This is a genomic window from Pandoraea anapnoica, assembly GCF_902459765.1.
Taxonomy (GTDB): Bacteria; Pseudomonadota; Gammaproteobacteria; order Burkholderiales; family Burkholderiaceae; genus Pandoraea; species Pandoraea anapnoica.
Genome location: NZ_CABPSP010000013.1, coordinates 138218 through 157751 on the forward strand (window position 1 = coordinate 138218; position 19534 = coordinate 157751).

Annotated in this window: 13 protein-coding genes; 5 read left to right on the forward strand and 8 right to left on the reverse strand. The window is 58.1% G+C overall.

Going from position 1 to position 19534, the window contains the following annotated elements:
* Window positions 1–2: 2 nt before the first annotated feature.
* The 5 genes from PAN31117_RS20435 to PAN31117_RS20455 all read right to left on the reverse strand — a co-directional run bounded on the left by PAN31117_RS20435 (window position 3) and on the right by PAN31117_RS20455 (window position 3426).
* Window positions 3–206, reverse strand: a complete 204-nt coding sequence (locus PAN31117_RS20435) for a tail protein X (protein ID WP_150625711.1) — start codon at window positions 204–206, stop codon at window positions 3–5.
* Complete coding sequence (locus tag PAN31117_RS20440) at window positions 206–688, reverse strand: head completion/stabilization protein (protein ID WP_150739803.1); 483 nt, start codon at window positions 686–688, stop codon at window positions 206–208. Before PAN31117_RS20440 ends, PAN31117_RS20435 begins: the two co-directional genes overlap by 1 nt.
* Window positions 689–787: 99 nt before the next feature.
* A complete protein-coding gene (gpM, locus tag PAN31117_RS20445; protein WP_125347795.1) occupies window positions 788–1474 on the reverse strand; it encodes a phage terminase small subunit in 687 nt (228 codons plus the stop codon).
* Window positions 1475–1476: 2 nt separating this feature from the next.
* The gene (locus PAN31117_RS20450; protein ID WP_150739804.1) at window positions 1477–2487 is read right to left on the reverse strand and encodes a phage major capsid protein, P2 family; all 1011 of its coding nucleotides are present in this window, start codon (window positions 2485–2487) and stop codon (window positions 1477–1479) included.
* A 51-nt stretch (window positions 2488–2538) separates the two neighbouring features.
* A complete protein-coding gene (locus PAN31117_RS20455) occupies window positions 2539–3426 on the reverse strand; it encodes a GPO family capsid scaffolding protein (protein ID WP_150739805.1) in 888 nt (295 codons plus the stop codon).
* Between the two features lie 142 nt (window positions 3427–3568).
* On the opposite strand from PAN31117_RS20455, the gene PAN31117_RS20460 reads away from it, so the two are divergent.
* Window positions 3569–5338 carry a terminase ATPase subunit family protein gene (locus PAN31117_RS20460; RefSeq protein ID WP_150739806.1) on the forward strand — a complete coding sequence of 590 codons (1770 nt, stop codon included), beginning with the start codon at window positions 3569–3571 and terminating at the stop codon, window positions 5336–5338.
* Window positions 5338–6402 (forward strand): phage portal protein, encoded by a 1065-nt coding sequence (locus tag PAN31117_RS20465; protein ID WP_370855779.1) that lies wholly within the window; start codon window positions 5338–5340, stop codon window positions 6400–6402. Before PAN31117_RS20460 ends, PAN31117_RS20465 begins: the two co-directional genes overlap by 1 nt.
* A gap of 690 nt (window positions 6403–7092) precedes the next feature.
* On the opposite strand, the gene PAN31117_RS20470 is transcribed toward PAN31117_RS20465, so the two are convergent.
* On the reverse strand, window positions 7093–7899 hold the full coding sequence (locus PAN31117_RS20470; RefSeq protein WP_150739807.1) for a hypothetical protein: 807 nt from the start codon (window positions 7897–7899) through the stop codon (window positions 7093–7095).
* 683 nt (window positions 7900–8582) lie between these two features.
* Between PAN31117_RS20470 and PAN31117_RS20475 the strand changes: the two genes are divergently transcribed.
* Window positions 8583–9467 carry a hypothetical protein gene (locus tag PAN31117_RS20475; RefSeq protein WP_150739808.1) on the forward strand — a complete coding sequence of 295 codons (885 nt, stop codon included), beginning with the start codon at window positions 8583–8585 and terminating at the stop codon, window positions 9465–9467.
* Between the two features lie 181 nt (window positions 9468–9648).
* Here PAN31117_RS20475 and PAN31117_RS20480 read toward each other — a convergent pair whose 3' ends face one another.
* Window positions 9649–11322 (reverse strand): recombinase family protein, encoded by a 1674-nt coding sequence (locus tag PAN31117_RS20480; protein ID WP_150739809.1) that lies wholly within the window; start codon window positions 11320–11322, stop codon window positions 9649–9651.
* A 1121-nt stretch (window positions 11323–12443) separates the two neighbouring features.
* On the opposite strand from PAN31117_RS20480, the gene PAN31117_RS20485 reads away from it, so the two are divergent.
* On the forward strand, window positions 12444–13019 hold the full coding sequence (locus PAN31117_RS20485; RefSeq protein ID WP_246189189.1) for a hypothetical protein: 576 nt from the start codon (window positions 12444–12446) through the stop codon (window positions 13017–13019).
* Window positions 13020–13138: 119 nt separating this feature from the next.
* Here PAN31117_RS20485 and PAN31117_RS20490 read toward each other — a convergent pair whose 3' ends face one another.
* Entirely contained in the window at window positions 13139–13480 is a 342-nt protein-coding gene (locus tag PAN31117_RS20490) for a helix-turn-helix domain-containing protein (protein ID WP_217429672.1), read from the reverse strand.
* Between the two features lie 717 nt (window positions 13481–14197).
* Between PAN31117_RS20490 and PAN31117_RS20495 the strand changes: the two genes are divergently transcribed.
* Window positions 14198–19528: a DEAD/DEAH box helicase gene (locus tag PAN31117_RS20495; RefSeq protein WP_150739811.1), complete on the forward strand. Its 5331-nt coding sequence runs from the start codon at window positions 14198–14200 to the stop codon at window positions 19526–19528.
* Window positions 19529–19534: the final 6 nt, after the last annotated feature.

The following is a 19534-nucleotide window of genomic DNA, read 5'->3' on the forward strand; positions in this document are numbered from 1 at the left end:
GGTCAGTCCCACAATTGCACGGTCTTTTTCTCAGCCTGTGCGGGTTGGTCGGGTAGATCGATCGGATGGCCGTGAGGCAGGATGGGGCCGAGGTCAGCCAGGCCGGGGTTTGCCGCGAGCGTTGCTTCGACCACGCCTTGCGTGCGGCCGAATACGCGCCAGCAGATCGCATCGACGGTGTCGTTCTGCATCGCTCGCACGCGCATCAGATCAGCTCCACCGTCGAGCGCGTCGCGCCGGTAATGTCGTTGATGGCCCATTGAGCGTCGCGGCGCAGCTCGTCGGCACCTGGCCGAGTCACGTCGTCTTCCTTCCGAGCGGTGGCCGTCGCGTCGAAGTTCCGGTACCGCTCGATCAAACTGGCGTGCGCCCAGCAGAAAACCGCGCGTGTGTACCGAAGCACATGAGCCGTCGAGCCTGCGACTTCTGCTACCGCCTGCCCTCCGACCATCTTCACGTCGGCAAGCGTTGCGCAGCCTTCGGCGATGCGCTGCGCGCGCCAGCTCGACAATGCCCCGTTGACGTACAAGATCGCCTCAATGACCTCGGACTTCAGGCGCGGCTCCGTGACGGTGCCGTCGAGACGTTGCGTGTCGCGCATCGTCGTGAGGTCGATATCCGGGAAGAATCCGTCGTTCTTGACGGTTTCGCCGGCGTCGGTGGTCGGTGCGGGTGCGAGGAAGGACATACGTTGATTCCGTTGGGTAGTGGGCGGTGGAGGGGGCGTCGGCGTGGGCGATCAAGCCTGCGTCAGCCCCCTGCCGCCCGGCGCGGGGTACGCTCGGTGTCAACCGCTGCCGGCATCGCCGGCGTCGGTGGAATTCTTGTTGCGGAGCTTCGTCTCCAGACGCTCAATTTCCTTGATGACGCCCACGTTCTTGTTCAGCTCGAGCGCGCGTTTCAGACGCGCCAACGCTGCCGGCGGGTCCGTCTCGATCTGGGCAAGCCCGATTTCCTTGAAGAGCTTTGCGCGGACCTGGTCCGGCATGTCCTGCGTGTCGGTCATGCGTGCCACGGCGAGCAGGCTGGAAACGTCCACCTCGCCACCACCGCCACGGACCTTGCGCGCCATGTCGGCGTACTCCTCCGTAATGACGCAGGCCGTGGTGCGCGTGTACGGCTCGGGCATCTTCAGGCCATGCTCGATGGCATGCGCGACGATGGGCAGCGCGCCGGCGTAATCGCCCGCATCGATGCGCCACACGAGGACGTTCATAACGACGTCGTCCTGCACACCGCGCCCGCTCGACAGCACGCCGTCTACCCAGGCGGCGTACTTCGGCAGCATCTCGCGCTTGGCTTCTGCCTTCTTCTCCGTGGACTGGATGCCGCTCAGTTGCCGCTTGTCCTGCGCCAGTTGCATCAGCTGGTGCTCGTAAGCGGTGGCGACGATGGGTTCATCGGTATTCGCAGCGGCGGCGGTGGCGCTCGCCGCGGTGACCCGCATGAAGTGTTGTTGAGCGGGCGACGGCATGCTTACTCCGGTGCGAACTCGATGTTTTCGACCACGCAACCAAGACCGTAGTCTTCGACCACGAACGCGTCGTTGCTCGACTCGAAGTTCTCGATACGGTCGCGCTTCGGGTTGTCGATAACGGAGCGGCGACGTCCGCCGTCCTGGAAGTAGATTGACAGGTTGTCGAAGCGCGTAATCATGAAGGCATGAGCGGGGAAGAACGGGACCATTACCGCCGGCCGGCCACCCATCGCCTTCTGGCTCATGATGATTTGGCCCGCGAGCTGCTCGGTGGGCGGTTGCTGACGATTGACCATCGGGAAGTACTTCTCGTGGGCGAGCGCGCGACCGCACAACACGACGAGATCGGTGTCTTCCTGGTGCCACGGGTCCAGCAGGCTCGACATGGCGTCGAACACGGCCGCGTCCAGATTTGCGTAGTCGCCACCGGCACCAATAACCACTTTGCCCGCCGTCTTGCCGTGATCCATAACACGTGCGGCGGCTTGCTCGCGGTACTTTTGCAACCAGCCCTTGTTGACGTCTTGAAGGAGCGGGTTCGCAACGCGGTCCGACGTGGCGGCACGCGACACACCGTTGAAGCCGATCATCATGCGGTCGAGTGCCTGTCGCACCATCAGGGCGTCACGCACACGCGTCTGGAAGTCCGGGAACTTGGCCCAGGCGTCGAGCTTCGAGTACTTCAGGTGCGAATCGAAATTTGTCTGCGTGCAGAAATATCCGTTCGGATCGAGGTCCGTCGGGTCGATAGTCTCGCGATCCTTGACGTCGGTGTTGGTCGTGCTAGCGAGCGGCGAGCCAACGCCGAGGCCGAGCTTCTCGCCCTGCTGCTCGGGCACGCCGACAACGTTGATGCGCTTGAGGAACTCGGTCGATTCCTGCATCTTGGTTTCGAGCGTTTGTTGAACGGACGGTGCTACCGAGTATTTCTCGGTCACGCAATCAACGCCGTTCAGCTTTTCGAGCTGGCGCAGATAGCCATTAAAGGCGACGCGGGTTTCCTTACGCATGGGTGCTTCTCCGGTATGGTGGGTTTCGTGTGTTGGTGGTGATGGCCGTGATCAGCAGTCGGTCATTTCGACGGACTGGGAGCCACCCGTAGCGGCAACGCGCTGGGCGCTGTTATCCGTATCGGAGAGCTTCTGAACCAGGGCGTCATGGTCGATGCGCAGCTTGTCCAGCGCGTCAGCGACGGGCTTCATAGCAGCCGTGAGGTTTCCGCTGAATTGCTCCATCGCCTTCGCGACAGCTTCTGCGCCGGCCTTCGCTACCGCTTCGGCCGTGAACGCATGCAGTTGCGTTGCCGCGTCGGAAGTCTTCGCCGCCGCTGTGGTGGGCGTGGGCTTCTGACCGAACAGTGCGGTGGTGAAGCGCTCAATGAGCGACGAGTTGGAACCCTTGACCGTCATGGTCACTTCGCCGGTGTCGCCGGCTTCGTCGTCGCCTTCGAGTTCGAGCGTGAACGGCAACGCGGCCGTAAACAGGTTCTCCGGCGCTTGTTTGCGAGCGGCCAGCGGGCTATTAGTTGCGCTGGAGCTGAACTTCAGCATCTCCGTGCCCAGGCTGGCCGGATTGTCGGTAACGGCGAGCGCATACAGATACGCTTCGCCGGAGTTCGCGAAGTTCGGTGCGATCTCGATGGACGTGTAGACCTTCTGGCGATCCTGATTCGTCATCTTGACCAGGTCGTCGGTCGGATCGATCTGCGCGAGCAACTGCAACTTGCCCTCTGCGTTCTTCTGAGTTTTGAGTGCGACCACGTCGCCGTACGCCCGGAACGGACTGTCGGGGTAAAGCCCCTTGATGTGTTCCATATTCACGCGAGCGCCGTACTTGTTGACCGGGTCATAGTTGCCGGCCATCTGCGTGATTTGAGCGGCATCGATCTTGCGACCGTCGGTCGTGTCGCCCTCGGTGGCTACGACGAAGAACTTCGACTTCTTGGACATGTTGGGTTTTCCTCGGGTGAGCATTCAACATGGCCCATATTCGGCGTCGACCGCGCGCGGAGCAACGCAATGGTGTTGTGTCACCCGCCCTTACAACACGGGCGCGTCGACCGTCCGCGCGCGCGTGGGCAACCTTGTCGGCATGACGCAACAGCTCGCCACCGACACCGCTCCTCACATCGAGGCTCGCAACCTGTATTTCGCAGGGTGGCGCGTTGCGCGTATCGCGGAAAAGATCGGCGTGAAGCCGTCGACGGTGCACAGCTGGAGCCGACGGTACAAGTGGAAGGAGGTCGCGCCAGTCGACCGCGTCGAGCTATCGCTCGAGGCGCGAATGATCCAGCTCGTGCGCAAGGAAGACAAAGAGGGGAAGGACTTTAAAGAAATCGATCTGCTTGGCCGACAGATAGAGCGCATGCAGCGGGTACACAAGTACCAGCAGACGGGCAACGAAGTCGATCTGAACCCGAAGATCGCGAGCCGCAACAGCGGTCCGCGCAAGAAGCCCGAGAAGAACTGCATCAGCGACAAGCAGCTCGGCCAACTGCGTGACGCGTTCATGGATTCGATCTTCGATTACCAGCGCGTCTGGTATGAGTCGGGACAGAAGCACCGCATTCGAAACATACTGAAGAGCCGCCAGATTGGTGCCACCTGGTACTTCGCTCGCGAAGCGCTCATGGACGCGCTCGACACCGGGCGAAATCAGATTTTTCTTTCGGCCAGCAAGGCGCAGGCCCACGTCTTCCAGCAGTACATCGCGCAGTTCGCGAAGGATGCGGCTGACGTCGAGCTGCGCGGTTCGCCAATGCTGCTGCCGACCAGCGGCGCGAATCTGTACTTCCTCGGCACGAACGCCCGCACGGCGCAGAGCTACCACGGCAACCTGTACTTCGATGAGTACTTCTGGACGTCGAGGTTTCGCGAGCTGCGAAAAGTAGCTTCGGGTATGTCGATCCATAAGCACTGGCGACAAACCTATTTCTCCACGCCGTCGACGCTTGCGCACGAGGCGTACGGTTTCTGGAGCGGCGCTCTTTTCAACAAGGGACGCCCGAAAGACCTGCGCATTCAGTTGGATCTGTCGCACAAGGCGTTGGCGCGCGGAGTGTTGGCACCCGACGGGCAGTGGCGTCAGATCGTCACAGTAGAGGATGCGCTCGCGGGCGGCTGCAACCTGTTCGACCTGGAGCAATTGCGGCTCGAGTACGGCCCGGAAGACTTCGCGAACCTGCTGCTCTGCCAGTTCATTGACGACATGCTGGCCGTGTTCAAGTTCGGTCTCCTGCAAGGCTGCATGGTCGACAGCTGGGAGGTGTGGGAAGACTTCATGCCGTTCGCCGCCCGACCATTCGGCTATCGCCCGGTATGGCTCGGCTATGACCCGAACGGGGCGAGCGGCATGGGCGACTCAGCAGCGCTTGTGGTGCTGGCCCCGCCAGCCGTGCCGGGTGGCAAGTTCCGCATTCTTGATCGCATCCCGTTCCGTGGTCTCGATTACGAGGCGCAGGCGGCGGCGATCAAGAAGGCGACCGAGCGTTACACCGTGACGTTCATCGGCATCGACCGCACGGGCATAGGCGACGCCGTCTTCCAGCTCGTACAGAAATTCTTCCCGGGCGTGGTCGGCTTCACCTATTCGCCTCACGTCAAAACGCAGTTGGTACTCAAGGCGCATGACGTGATGAGCAAAGGCCGGCTCGAATACGACGCAGGCCACACCGATATCACGCAGTCGTTTATGACGATTCGCAAGACGATGACCGCCGGCGGCGGGCAAATCACTTTTAAGGCGGACCGGTCAGAAGAAGCCAGTCACGGCGACATTGCCTGGGCAACGATGCACGCAATGTCGAACGAAGGCATCGATGGCAGCACAGGTGCGGGCCAAAGCTTCATGGAGATTTACTAGTGAGCAAGAAACGAAACACACGATTCGGCGCACATGTGGCAGAGATGCCCGAAGCCAAACCGACGCTTGCGCCGGCACCGATGCCTGGCGTCGAGGCATTCACCTTCGGTGATCCTGTCGCCGTTCTCGATAGGCGGGAGATCCTGTCATATCTCGAGTGCATGCGGATGTCGAAGTGGTACGAACCCCCGATATCGTGGGAAGGGCTGGCGCGCTCGTTTCGGGCCGCGCCGCACCACAGCTCAGCCATTTACGTGAAGCGCAATATCCTGGCTTCGACGTTCATTCCGCACAAGCTCCTGTCGCGGGCCGAGTTCAAGGCATTCGCCCTCAATTACCTGGTGTTCGGCAATGCCTACCTCGAGCTGAGAAAGAACCGACTCGGCGGGCCGCTGGCGCTCAAGGCGTTGCTCACGAAGTACACCCGCCGAAGTCTCGACCTTCAATCGTATTGGTGGGTGCCCGAAGTGGGGCAGGAGTCGCAGCTCGAAAAGGGCGACGTCTTTCACCTTATGGGGGCGGATATCGAGCAGGAGGTGTACGGCCTGCCGGAGTACCTTCCCGCCCTTAACGCTGCCTGGCTGAACGAGTCCGCGACGCTGTTTCGTCGGCGCTACTACAAGAACGGCAGTCACGCCGGCTTCATCTTGTACATGACTGACGCCGCGCAGAGCCAGGCCGACGTCGACGCGCTGCGCACGGCGCTGAAGGATTCGAAGGGGCCGGGTAACTTCCGCAACCTGTTCATGTACGCGCCCAATGGAAAAATGGACGGCATGCAGATCATCCCGGTCTCGGAGGTAGCGGCGAAAGACGAATTCTTCAACATCAAGAACGTGACGCGCGACGACTTGCTGGCCGCGCACCGTGTGCCGCCGCAACTCATGAGCGTGATCCCGAATAACACATCGGGCTTTGGCGACGTGGAGAAGGCGGCGAAGGTGTTCGGCGTGAACGAAATCATTCCGCTCCAGGACGACATGAAGGCCGTCAACGATTGGCTCGGCGAAGAGGTGATGCGGTTCCAGCCCTACGCGCTGACGGACGGCGAGCAAGCGACCTAACTCGCCAGGCTATTCCTTCTCAGGACCGGAGGCTGGCGCACCCTGGCGCGCAGTCCCCGGTTCTGGTTGGGCTATCGCATGGCGCTTGTGGTCATACCCAGCTTTCGCCACGCACGGCTCACTCAACAGCCGTGAGCGCATCGCCTCAATACCGAACAGCCAGCCCCCTACCTCCTCGCGCCACGCGGTCCTGACGATCTCCATCTCGCCGCGACATCCCACCAGCACGCCGTGCAACCGGTGAATCTCCCATAGCAACTCTCGAACCTCGGGCGACGGCGCGCGCTTCCATATCGCGCGCAGCTCGAGCGTGGTCAATGCCCTTCGCTTCGGTGGGGGAGTCGGTCGGCGTACCATGATTAAATGCTGTGTTTATGCACAGTATTTTGACTCAAAGACGAGACCGCACCAAAGGCCCTATAACGGGCTGGCGTCGCGCGGTAGGCTGGGGGTTAGACGGTCGACGTCGGCTCGTTGCGCGGGCGGGCAAGGGCGTTGCCTGCGACGTTTCCTCCCACGGCTGGCACCCCCGCCATCAAAGGCCGGCGCGCGCGGTCATGACCCCGCCACGCCTGCCCGCTTGATACAACGTTTTTTATGCACTTTGGCGCTGAACGCCGAGGCCCGTCAGCATTGGCGGGAAGGCGTATTTTCGGGTGCATAGAAAGTGTGCACTTTCATGCGCTAAGCTCATGCACCCTTGGAAGCGCCCCGTTCGCTGCGATGCGCGGCCACGAGATCAGTGAGTTCTGCCGTGAGGCGGTCGAGGCAGGACGATAAATCGGTCGTCTGACGTATTTCGGGAAAGGCGAGCCTGATTATTGACATCACGAATAATCCGACTTCGAAAGCGTACTTGAGTGAGGCCAGAAAAAGATCGCCGTCCGCGTGTACGTACGTGAGGTTCAACAGAGATTTGCCGTTGCCGATAGGTTTGTGACTTAGATTTGAAAAGAGAGCAACGGAATTTGGATGAGCCCCGAAATCAATTGCAGTCTGGTGGAGGTCTTTTGCCCACTTGGCCCCGTCGTTGCTGCATTTTGCGAGTTCTCTGGTGATCGGTGCCACGGAGAATTCTTTCGACCATGCTCTGACGGCATCGCGGTCTGCCGCGCCCGGTTTCGTGGCCCAACGCGCGGCAGCGGTTTGGTCGTACGTCATATACCACGCATACAGCGCCATTTCTGTTGCGGCCCGCCCGGTAGCATATGTCGGGAGACAGTGCCCGGCCTCGGCTGTGCGAGCTGCGGCCAACCAATGGTTTGTTGCGGTGATTGCCAACAAGCGAGCGATTTGATCTGGACGTTTTAGCACGCCGTAGATCAACTCCGCGTTGCACTTGGTGAGCGTTTCGAAGATATCCGAAAGCCCCTTGTGCCAATCTGCCGAGTGAACAAATGTTGCCCATTCATTCCCGATCAATAGCTGGCTGATCGACGATAGTTCGTCGCTTCCCCAATCCGGGGGGCTTTCGATTTTGTTGTTCTTGGAGGGCATCGGCGCGTCCTATTTATCGATTTGTCGCGAGACAGAATAAGCGAAGGCGTCGATCTCGTCGCGAAGCGGATTCTGCGTGCTGTTTACGTGCCATTTGTCCGACAGTCAACGACAACCAGCGACAACGACGCAGAAATGTAAAACGGGCCAGAAGGCCCGTCTTTACTAGGTTTTCGACTGTCTTTCGTTGTCGTTGACGGTCTGAATATTGGTGGAGCCGGCGGGGATCGAACCCGCGTCCGAAGCCGAGCGAACTGAGGCATTTTGCGGTGGGTGTCGGGAAAAAGGTAACCGAGGTAACCGCCCCCAAAAATCGACCGGAAACCCGCATGGATAAAGGGAACTGCCGGTTACCTTTCAAAGGTAACTGAGGGTAACCAAAAGGTAACCGTGTTCCAAGTCTTTGATTTTAAAGAGAGTGGAGTAATTGAGAAGTTACCTTGGTAAAAGGTAACCGGTTACCTTTTGGTTACCCTAAAGTTACCTTTTACCTAAATCTCTGTGAGCTTTTACAGGCAAGGGTTTGACGCCCATTTCAGAGGGCCGGTTACCTCGGTTACCTTTTTCCCGACACCTGCCGCATTTTTGCGGATGCCATACTTCTGACGGGACGCCCAAGTGCGCCCCAGCGGTAACCGTCTGACCTTGGTCAACACTTAACGCATATCCTCACCGAGCACACGATGGGCACCGTTTATTTGGATCAGAACTTCGTCTCCGACGTTGCGGGGAGTACCCGCAGTGCCGACGCTGGTGTCGAGCGCGCACGCGCTGCGGAGATCGTCAGGGCCGGGGATCACCGCTTTGCGGTATCCGTTTGGAATATGTACGAGACGGCGCGGGCAGCAGAAGAAGGCACCAGGGACGGCTGCATCGAATTCATTTCGACCGTGGGGCCGCTTTATTGTGTAAACCCGCGCCTCGTTCAGGTGCAAGAGATCGTTCGGTATGCCGCTGGCAGGCACGCCGATGAGCCGTACCGCCTCGAGGAGGTACGGCCGTTCTGCGATACGCCTGCCCAGATGTGGGCGACTTTCACTAGCGCTGGCCGTCCGGCGACACCCTTCGTGGGCGAAAGCTTCCGCGACGGCGTGGAGATGTTCATTCGCTCGGATCTGCGTCTAGAACTAGACGCTGCGCTTGATGAGGGACCGGCGGCCGCGGCCGATGGTCGCCGCGCTTATGCAGAAGGCGTAGTAGAACGAGACGAGCAGTTGATTGACAGACAGTGGCTGCTGGAATTGCTTCCTGAGCGGCATCAGGTCGACGGGAGCTGGATCGATCTACCGCGACGGGAAGCGCTGGTCGACTTCCTACTCGAACGGATGGACGACGTGTATGAGCATTGCACAACACTACACGCAGAAGAGCAAATCTATCGGCACCGAATAGCCGGCCAGCGCAGGCTGAGACGATCAGATGGCGTGGACATCCAATTCGGCGTTCTGGCCATTGCGCACTGCGATGTGATCGTTACTTCGGACAGGGCTTTGCAAGAAATGCTCACTGCCGTGGCTGAGAGAATTGGCTCTCCGTGTCGAGTACTCTCGCGACTCTCGGACGTGTAGCTACCACCCTTGTGCGAGCTGAGACGGGCGCTCGCTGAAAAACGTGTGTCACTCAGATTGAACGAAGCGAGTCGAATCAAGCACTTACGGAAACGGGTAAGGAAATTCTGTGACACCGGGGAATTGGCGTAACTATATGAGATTACTAAGCAATTGTGCGTTGGCTTTGTAAGTTAATAGCCTATCGGGGGTTCGAATCCCCCTCTCTCCGCCAATTGCTCATAAACGAGGGCACCGTAGGTATGGCAGCCCTTGTGTGTGCTAGAGCGGCCTCCAAAACCCCGAGGTTTGGCCCAGATACGCTGACTTCGTCCGCGTAGACTCGAATCTCCCCCACCACCAAGTGCATAAAGGCTCTCGCGTCTTCGCTGCCAGGGCTCTCCAGTAGAGCTATTGCCGCGGCGCGGAATGTGCGGACGTCGATGTTGTTAGCGATGTTCGCAGGCAGAGCAACGGGGACCTTGAGGCTGTTCAGCTTTACAGTTAACCCCTTCAACTCGTCCTGCCAAGACTGGATGCGCCCGCCCAGACTACCATCGATTCTCACCTTCTCATCCTCGATGAGCCTATAGAGGTTGGTGAGTTTTCGCTCGACTTTCGCTTTCGCGTCGGCAATCTGGCGGTGCTCTGTACCCTGGTCGTTCGCAAGGCGGTCCGCGTGGGTACAGCAGTCATCGAGAATTGTCTTTAGCCTACACTCGGTCAGAACGTGCTCCACAACAGTTCTGAGAATCATCTTCTCAAAGCGGTCATAGGGAACATTCGGGCTGCTACAAATTGAGCCAGAAATCATATGACGCCTACTGCACTTTAGGTAGCGATAGTGGCCGCTCTTTCCCGTAACAATTTGCATCGAAGATTGGCAGTACCCACAATGGCAGAGACCTGTGAGCAATGTTCTGGGTGTCACGTGCAATGGAGGGGTATTTCGTGGAGCTCGAGCTGCTCGCGTTCCTTCCACTCGCTGGAATCGCTCCTTTTCAATGATAACGGGCACCGGAACTGATACAACCGAGTCGTCGTCTTGGTCTAAGGCTATTCCGTCGCTGTCCCGTGGCGTAGTGTCCCGATTGTGAAGCTTCCATCGCGCACCGAATTCGAAAACGCCCGTATAAACCGGGTCGCTTAGTACTTTCTGAATCTTTTGGACCCTCCAAAGCTGGCCGCGGCACAGACACTTCGCGTTCAGGCACTCAGCAATCTTCTTCATGCCCATTGCAGCGGGTCCACGGACACCTTCGTAGAGGTCAAAAATCTCGCGCACTATCGCTGTTTCGTCCTCGTCTAGAACCAGGATTTTCCGATAGCCTGTGCGTCCAATGACTTTGGTCTCCGCAGTTTTGTAGCCGTATGGTGGCCGGCTGCCATTGAAAAATCCCCGCAGCGCATTTTCCCTGAGAGCGCGTTTCACATGTTTCGAGTTCTCGGCCGAATTCATTTCGTCAACCAAACCGTAGAACAGGGTGACAAAACGGCCAATTGGACTATCGTCAACATCTTGAGTGACAGAAATGAGCCTGGTTCCCACCTGACTCAGACTTCGCAAATAAAGTGCTAGGTCAGTTACATTTCTGAATGCCCTCGAGAATGAATGCACGACTATTGCATGAATCTTTTCCTTGCTATTCATTACATTATGAATCATCTCCTGGAATGCCGGGCGATTGTCGTCTGTCGCAGTTCGACCTTCATCAATGTACTCGTCTGAAACAATGAATTCGCGAGCCTCACAATACGCACGCATCCGCTTGAGCTGGTCTGGTATAGAGAGGTCCTTTATCGCTTGTCGCTCGGTGGAAACCCGCGCATACAGGACGACAGGACTTGTAGCGTTAGATGCCTTCCGATTTTGCATGATGGGCTCCCGATTTTTGGCTACACCCAGAGGCAATTCTCTCGATTACCCTCAGCACGAAATCTCGAAATTGAGGGTTTTTCTCCAGAAGCGACCAAGTGTCAGTGTTCAAATATATTTCGCAGCGCAATGTCAGCGAATCCGACAGTAGGAAACGCACCTCAAGCAGTTCCGCGGCGAGCGTGCTCTTGATATGCGCATTGGTCGTGCTCGTATTGTGAGCGAGCTTGTGATTATTGACCGGAGTGATTGTGCTTTCCATCTGGAGGCTTGCCTATGCGTTCGCAAGGTCTTTGCAACCAATCCCGATGGCTTTCATGGAACCTTATGCCGCCATAGCCCCAGAAAATCCATCTAAATAATTTTATAAAAATACAATTGAATTTTATTATTCAAAATCCCAGAGTCAAGATTGTTTTTTGTTTAAAAACAATGATTTATCGATATAGTGATGTGTTGAGAAAAATTGATTTTTCGCTACACGCGGACAAGCCCAATTGTTAACTAAATGGAATTCGCAAAACTAATGCATTGAAAATAACTTGTTGGATATGATTTGGCGCGGATTGCATGACTCTCGCATCACTTATATTTTCCAACCATGCAGGAAGAAATTCCCACTAATGGTATAGCGTAAAAATGCAACATCGGAAGTTGAAATTGTCGGAGGATGGGGCGAGATATTTTGAAGTTTTATTTGTCGTAACACCTGAAACTCGTTCGCCGGGAAGCCGAATGCGAAATTATGGCGAAAGATGAAAAAATTGGCGGAGTCGGATGGACCTAATTCGTCTCGTTACATCCCCCTCGTACAAATTTTGCCCGGAGGATTCCGGCGGCGAGGCTACTTTCGGCCATCACACCGTCTCGGCGTTGGAGGCGTAAATGTGCCTCTTAATGAGAGAAATCTCTTGCAAGGGGTGAATTTGTGCCGCTTACGACGATGCACGGGGTAATCACATAAGGTTGATGCGGTTGAGTTCGTTGCGGACTCGACCTATACCAGTTGGATGTTGGCCAAGGAGCCGATGGTGAACCACCCCGCTACTATCGAGGGCCCTGCGGTACCTCTCAGCACGGACGCCGAAGATGCGCTGCGTAGTGCTGTTGGAGCTGCATCCATGCTCGGACCGGAAAAGGCCAAGGCGTTGCTCGCGCTGTCAGACGCGCAGTTGGGGAGCCTGTTCAAACTTGGCATCTCGCAGGTCATTGACTTTGCCGAACTGGTAACGTTCGGCCGCGAGGCGCCGGCCGACCGCAACGCAAAAAGGGCTGGGCGAGGAAAGCTGATTGCCCCGCAAACAACTGGAAATAGCGCCCCGGTGGAATTCAAGCGCCATGCCTTACCTGCACGGCAGGCTCTGGTCGACTCAAGCCAGCTACTGCCCGCCGCGACAATCTGGAAAGGCCTGGAGGTGACTCGGCAAGCCCTCAACAGGGCTGTCACCACGGGCCGTATCTTCACAGTCGACGTCGGCGCGACTCGGTACTATCCAGCCTTCTATCTGGCGGGCGATGTCGACCGGAAGACGCTCGCGAAGGTGACGCAGCTGCTAGGCAGCTTGCCCGGATGGAGCAAATGGCAGTTCTTCACGACACCCAAGGCGTCGCTGGGCAACATTACTCCCCTCAAAGCGCTGTCGCGCGGGAAGGTTGAGCAGGTCGCAAAGGCCGCCGCGGCTTTTGCGGAACGATAGGAACTGCCCTTGACGTTGCCCTGAGCCCCAGTTTCTCCGACGGACGCCTTTACAGGTCATGCTCGGGTCAAGGTATCGCGAATACTCGTCTCGATGAGGTCAGCTGTCCCGGCAGGTATTCAGGCTGGCTTCTTACGTCGTGGCTTGCTAGCCCGCTGCCGGGGAGACGCAGTTCGAGTCAACGTGAGTGGATTGATTGTCGGGACCGGAGCAATCGTTTCCAGCCACTGCTCGCGCCCAAGGGAGCGCACAACCAGGATAAGTGTACGCAACGATGAGCCGCTGCCACTCTCGAGATTCCGCAGGGTGCGAACGCTGATACCCGCTCTCTCAGAAAGCGTTGCTTGGTCCAGATTTCGGTGTATCCGGAGCGTCTTCAAGCGCTCCCCTAGCTTCGCTTCAATCTCGGCCGGAGTTCGATGCCTTTGGGTATTGTTCGTCGTATTCACATCTTCCTCCATCTTCCACGGCGTCTTGCATCAACCGGCAACATTGCTCCTCTTAACACCAAAAATTGCCGACAAGCGGCAGACTGTTGCCGATTGTTGCGAGGCACATGGTCAATGCAGAACCAGAAAGTCCATCTCCTGGCTGACGCCGTTTCCTAAGGGGGGTGAACGTGGCTTGGCACTGAACGCTACCCTTGTTCGTGATGTTGACCTTGAGCCATTCGAAAAATACAAAATCAGTGAGCCGACGAATTTTCAATTATTCAAGAAGTGAAGTGTGCGTCGTATGCCGAAGTCAAGTTGTCAGGGCACTTCACCTAGATGCCTTGTTTTGAGCGTGCGCAGAACTGTAGCGTTCCGGGCATGTAGGGCAAGATTCGCACCCGATGGAATCTCGGCATGGCGCCAACACTGAATTCCCGTAATCAACGCGGATTGAATCTTCACGTTTGATGGGCACCACCTGGTGTACTACCTGCCGAGAATTTGGCAATTGTTGGCGTTACAATTACGGTACATTTTCGGTGGCTAAATTTATAAGAACGCGAATCCGACTCCCCTAACCTCCGCGCTACGTTGGATATGGGTGAGTTGACCTGACTAGCCGTGCGGAAGGAGCCGAGAGCGACTGCAAATTTCGTTGAGATGCTCTTTCGGTAACACTGCGGAGAACAAGGTATTGCGTTCTGGCTAAGTGGCCACCAAGCAGTCAGGGCACCCGGGGGGGAGATGGACGTCTTTCAATTTCGCGAGCGCATTGTCGCCGAGTACGAACAGTTCACTCGCAGCTTCACGCGTATCCGAGCGGACGATATTCGGGACTATGTCGATGAGCAGTACGCCAGTCAGAAGTACTGGCCAGAGCCGCTCATCCAAATCAACCCGAACTTCAAGTCCGGAGGAACGGTCGAGGAGTTCGTAGCCGCCGGTCAACTTAGCGCCCAGTGCGCCGACATCTTTCGCCTTGGCAAGTCGCCTTCCTCGGCAGGGGTCTCCTTGCCGCTGCACAAGCATCAAGCGGAAGCCATTGGCCTGGCTGCCGCCGGCGAAAGCTATGTGCTGACCACCGGTACAGGTTCCGGCAAGTCTCTCAGCTACTTCATTCCCGTCGTCGACGCATGCCTCAAAGCCAAGGCCACTGACCCGACGCCCAAGACCAGAGCTATCGTCATTTATCCAATGAACGCTCTGGCCAACTCGCAGTTGGAGGAGTTGAAAAAATTCCTTGGGTCGAATGCGGCGGAGCGGACTGTGACGTTCGGGCGCTACACCGGCCAAGAGTCCGACGAAGAGCGGCAAGCCATGGCCGCGAACCCGCCCGACATCCTGCTAACGAACTTCATGATGCTCGAACTGCTAATGACCAGGCAGAACGACATCGACAAGGCAGTGATGCGCAATGCCAAGGGCTTGCGCTTTCTGGTATTGGATGAGCTCCACACCTATCGGGGACGACAGGGTGCGGACGTGGCCTTGCTGGTGCGCCGTGTTCGGGAGGCATTGGCGGAGAACCTTATCTGCATCGGTACGTCCGCTACGATGGCTACCGAAGGCACCCAAATGGCAAGAAACGCCATCGTGGCAGACGTTGCTTCGCGGCTATTCGGCACGAGAATCCCCGACCGCAACATCATCACGGAGACGCTTCGTCGCACCACGCCGGAAGAAGAGACCATCGCGACGGTCTCGACTCGCTTGGGTAACGCCATTCGCGCAGGTATTCCAGAGCAGACTGACTTTGCTTCACTGGCATCGCATCCGGTGTCGGTCTGGGTAGAGCTGACCCTCGGCCTAACCTATGAGGATGACAAGCCAAGGCGCGCACGTCCACGGACATTGGCGGAGGCGGCCCAACTGCTGCATGAGGCATCAAGTGAACCGGTCGGAATCTGCCTAGACTATCTGCAGACGTTCATGTTGCTTGCCTACGCCGTCAAGGACGGCGCAGGCAAGTCGCTCTTTGCGTTCAAGCTTCACCAGTTCATTGCCGGTGGCGGCAAGGTCTATGCGACATTGGAAGCGCCCCGCCACCGCGCCATCACCCTCGAAGGTCAGCAGTTTGTCTCGGGGGACACCAATCGCATCCGTCGCTACTACCACGTCCATTTCTGCCGTGACTGCGGCCAGGAGTACATGCCCGTATGGGACACCGAGAGTCCGGAGGGGCGTACCTTCAACGTGCGCGGTATTGAGGAGCGGCAGCATGATGATGAAGAGGTTAAATTTGGCTTCCTGCTTCCTGGTTTGGAGAGCTGGGACCCATCAGACCCAGAGCGATACCCAGAGGGTTGGGTAGAGGAGCGTGCGGATGGCGAGTGGCGCGTTAAACCCGACAAGCGCAAGTTCATTCCTCAGGCAATCACCGTACGCCCTGATGGCGTTGTTACCGATGGTCTGGGCCTGAGTGCTTGGTTCATCCCTGGCGCTTTCCGCTTCTGTCCGGTCTGTGGCACCACCCACACTACGTCCGGCAAGGATGTTCTGCGGCTAACGTCTCTGTCCGGCGAGGGCCGTAGTTCAGCCACTACGATGTTGACTTTGTCAGCGCTTCGCTACCTCTATGAGCAAGACCAGCAGTTGGACTCGGAGGCGAAGAAGGTCCTAGGTTTTTCCGACAACCGACAAGATGCCGCACTGCAGGCGGGGCACTTTAATGACTTCCTGCAAGTGCTCCTGACGCGTTCCGCGTTGCTCTCTGCGGTCCAGAAGTCGCCTTTGAAGGTTTTGAGCGAGAAAGAGGTTGCCAACGCGGTTTTCGAAGCCTTGGGCTTCCACCGTGATGACCCCGGCGTACGCGCCGAGTACATGCAGCAACCAGAGGTCAAAGGCAATACGCGACGCCAAGTGCAGGAGGCCATGCGCGGCATCCTGGGCTACCGCAGCTACTTCGACCTTCGCCGCGGTTGGCGATTCAACAACCCCAATCTCGAGCAATTGGGGCTGATTCGCATCGACTACCAGGACATCGACGACCTCGCCGCCGACAGCGACGAATGGGCTGATGCCCCACAGGTGTTGCAAGCCGCCCGTCCCGCAGAGCGTGCCGCCGTACTACGTACTCTATTTGAATTCATGCGGCAGGGGCTATGCATCGCCACGCGGTATCTCGACCGCACTGAGCTGGAGCAATTGCGCACGCAGAGCTACGCAAATCTTTGTGAGCCTTGGGGCTTCACGGAGGACGAGCGCCCGCAACCCGCCAAGTGGTTCGTAACGGCACGTCCGCGCGAAGAGACAGACCGCAGAGGCCGACGCCAGAATGTGGATGACTTCCTCATCATCGGCTCCAGCCGCTCTCGTCTTGGAAGAGACCTACGCAAAAGCAGCACCTGGGGAGGCGCCAACCCGTATTACAGCCAAATCAACGACCAGACCTATCCAGGTGTTATCGCTGCTTTATTGAAAGCGGCCGAGGCCTACGGTCTAGTACGCAAAGAAGAGACCGATGTCGGACAAACTGGATGGCAGTTGAATGGAGCGGCTCTCGTTTGGACGGCGGGGTCAGGCCAAAGCGCCCGACAAGCAGACGACAACCCCTTTTTCCGCGGGCTGTATTGGAACATTGCGGCGCTGCTAGACAGCCCGGTTCATCAGATGTTCGACTTTGAGGCCCGCGAACACACCGCGCAGGTTGAACAGGAAGACCGTCTGGAGCGCGAAGCCCGCTTCCGCTTCACGGATAAGGACAAGGCCGAGTGGCAAGCCAAGAACGGTACAGCACTGGAGTGGCTGCCGGTCTTGTTCTGCTCGCCCACCATGGAGCTCGGCGTCGACATTTCCTCGCTGAACACGGTTTACATGCGCAACGTGCCGCCCACGCCGGCCAACTACGCGCAGCGGAGTGGCCGTGCGGGTCGCGCGGGACAACCAGCCCTGGTCATTACCTACTGCGCAGCGCAGAGCCCACACGACCAGTACTACTTCCGCGACCCGGTTCGCATGGTCCATGGCCAGGTCAACGCGCCTACGCTTGACCTCGCCAATCGCGAGCTTATCAAGAGCCACATGCATGCCATCTGGCTTGCAGAAACTGGCAAGAAGCTCGGCAATAGCGTACGTGACCTGCTGGACATGAACCAGCCGGAGACGCTGCCAATTTCTGAGGAAGTGGCTGCTGACCTTGATAAGCCTGAGGCAAAGCTGCGCGCTCACAAGCGCGGCATCAAGGTGCTGGGCATGCTGAAGGACGAACTGGCGCCACAAAAGGCGCCATGGTTCAGTGAGACGTGGGCCGAGACCGTTTTTCAGCGCGCGTACATTGAGTTCCATGAGGCGCTTCAACGCTGGCGCGACCTCTATCGGGCAACAGCCCAGGCCATCGACCTGAACTTCAAGATTGAAAACAATCCGGCGGCAAGCGAACGCGAACGGCGCGAAGCCCAGCAGCGGCACAACGAGGCGCGCAAGCAGCGCGACCTGCTGCTGGCCGGAGATAGTGCTTTCAATAGCGATTTCTATACCTACCGCTACATGGCTAGCCAGGGCTTCCTGCCGGGCTACAACTTCCCCCGCCTGCCTCTGCTGGCCTATTTGCCGGCCCGCCGTGGTCACATCGGGCGCGAGAGCTTCCTGTCTCGCCCACGCTTCCTGGCGCTCGGCGAGTTTGGGCCATACAGTCTCATCTATCACGAGGGCAGTCAGTATCGGGTGACCAAGGCGCTGCTGACCATCACCGGCGAAGACCAGGTCAGCGGCGGCGCACGGCTGCCCACTGACGTGGCCCGACTATGTCCATCTTGCGGCTACGGTCATTTTCGGTCTCAGCGCGATGCCGACCGCTGCATCTCCTGCGGTGCGTCATTGGCCGGCGCCCAGGAAGTGAAGAATCTGTATCGCATCGAAAACGTCTCAACCAAGCGCGCCGAGCGCATCACAGCCAATGAGGAGGAACGCGTTCGCCAAGGCTATGAGATGCAGACCACGCTGCAGTTTGCGGAGGCTGAGGGTAAGCTGCAGATGGTCACCACACTGGTCCAGGACGACCAGGGCCCATTACTGGAGATGCAGTACGGCCCAGCAGCCACCGTTTGGCGCATGAACTTCGGTTGGCGTCGTCGCAAGGAAAAGGCCATCCAGGGTTTCATGATGAACCCCGTCACTGGCCATTGGGTTGGTGGCGTGGATGATGGCAATGGTGAGTCCGAAAGTGAGGCCGATGCGCCGCCGGATAAGACGCCTCCACAACGTATCGTTCCTTACGTGGAGGACCGGCGGAACATCCTCATCGTCCGTCCGCACTACCGCCTGGGAGAGTTGTCGGCAAAAACACTGACCACGCTGCAATACGCGCTTAAACGGGGTATCGAGGCGGTTTATCAGTTGGAAGAAAGCGAGCTGTTGGCCGAGCCCTTGCCTACTCGCGACAATCGGCAGTCCATTCTCTTTTTTGAGGCAGCTGAAGGCGGCGCAGGTGTGCTGACTCGAATCGCAACGGAGCCCACCGCCATGGCGGCGGTGGCCACCAAGGCCCTGGAAGTGATGCACTTCCTTCAACCCGCGCAAGGCGAGCTTTGGCAACGCGCGACACTGGTCGAAGAACTGGACAGCGATGGCAAGCCGATTTGTGAGGCGGGTTGCTATCGTTGCCTGCTCTCGTACTACAACCAGCCGGACCACACGCTCATCGACCGCAAAGACAAGGACGCCGGTGGCCTGCTGCTGGACATCTTGTGTCGCTTGACCCAAGCCGGCACGTCGCAAGGCACGCAGGGCCGTGACCCCGAGCAGCACGACGCCGAGCTCGCACGCACTGCGGGTAGCACCTTGGAGCAATCTTGGTTGGCCTATGTGGCGGAACACGGGTATCGCAAGCCCGACCGTGGGCAGCACACAATTGCAGCGGCTTCATGTTGCGCTGACTTCTTTTACGACGACCTGCAGCTTGCCGTCTTTATTGACGGCCCGCACCACGAGACAGATTCACAGCGTCAACAGGATGCAAATACCAATCAACAGCTCGATGCGCTCGGCTATCTGGTCGTTCGCTTCCCCAAGGAAGCAAAGGTTTGGCCTGACATCTTCAACAAGAACGTCGACCTGTTCGGCCCAGGGAAGGTTTGAATACTT

Bases quoted from the DNA above. Each gene is read 5' to 3' on its own strand.
- PAN31117_RS20440 (WP_150739803.1), bottom strand. From the start codon at position 688: ATGTCCTTCCTCGCACCCGCACCGACCACCGACGCCGGCGAAACCGTC.
- PAN31117_RS20495 (WP_150739811.1), top strand. From the start codon at position 14,198: ATGGACGTCTTTCAATTTCGCGAGCGCATTGTCGCCGAGTACGAACAG.
- PAN31117_RS20475 (WP_150739808.1), top strand. From the start codon at position 8,583: ATGGGCACCGTTTATTTGGATCAGAACTTCGTCTCCGACGTTGCGGGG.
- gpM (WP_125347795.1), bottom strand. From the start codon at position 1,474: ATGCCGTCGCCCGCTCAACAACACTTCATGCGGGTCACCGCGGCGAGC.
- PAN31117_RS20480 (WP_150739809.1), bottom strand. From the start codon at position 11,322: ATGCAAAATCGGAAGGCATCTAACGCTACAAGTCCTGTCGTCCTGTAT.
- PAN31117_RS20485 (WP_246189189.1), top strand. From the start codon at position 12,444: ATGCTCGGACCGGAAAAGGCCAAGGCGTTGCTCGCGCTGTCAGACGCG.
- PAN31117_RS20490 (WP_217429672.1), bottom strand. From the start codon at position 13,480: ATGGAGGAAGATGTGAATACGACGAACAATACCCAAAGGCATCGAACT.
- PAN31117_RS20450 (WP_150739804.1), bottom strand. From the start codon at position 2,487: ATGCGTAAGGAAACCCGCGTCGCCTTTAATGGCTATCTGCGCCAGCTC.
- PAN31117_RS20455 (WP_150739805.1), bottom strand. From the start codon at position 3,426: ATGTCCAAGAAGTCGAAGTTCTTCGTCGTAGCCACCGAGGGCGACACG.
- PAN31117_RS20460 (WP_150739806.1), top strand. From the start codon at position 3,569: ATGACGCAACAGCTCGCCACCGACACCGCTCCTCACATCGAGGCTCGC.
- PAN31117_RS20470 (WP_150739807.1), bottom strand. From the start codon at position 7,899: ATGCCCTCCAAGAACAACAAAATCGAAAGCCCCCCGGATTGGGGAAGC.
- PAN31117_RS20435 (WP_150625711.1), bottom strand. From the start codon at position 206: ATGCGCGTGCGAGCGATGCAGAACGACACCGTCGATGCGATCTGCTGG.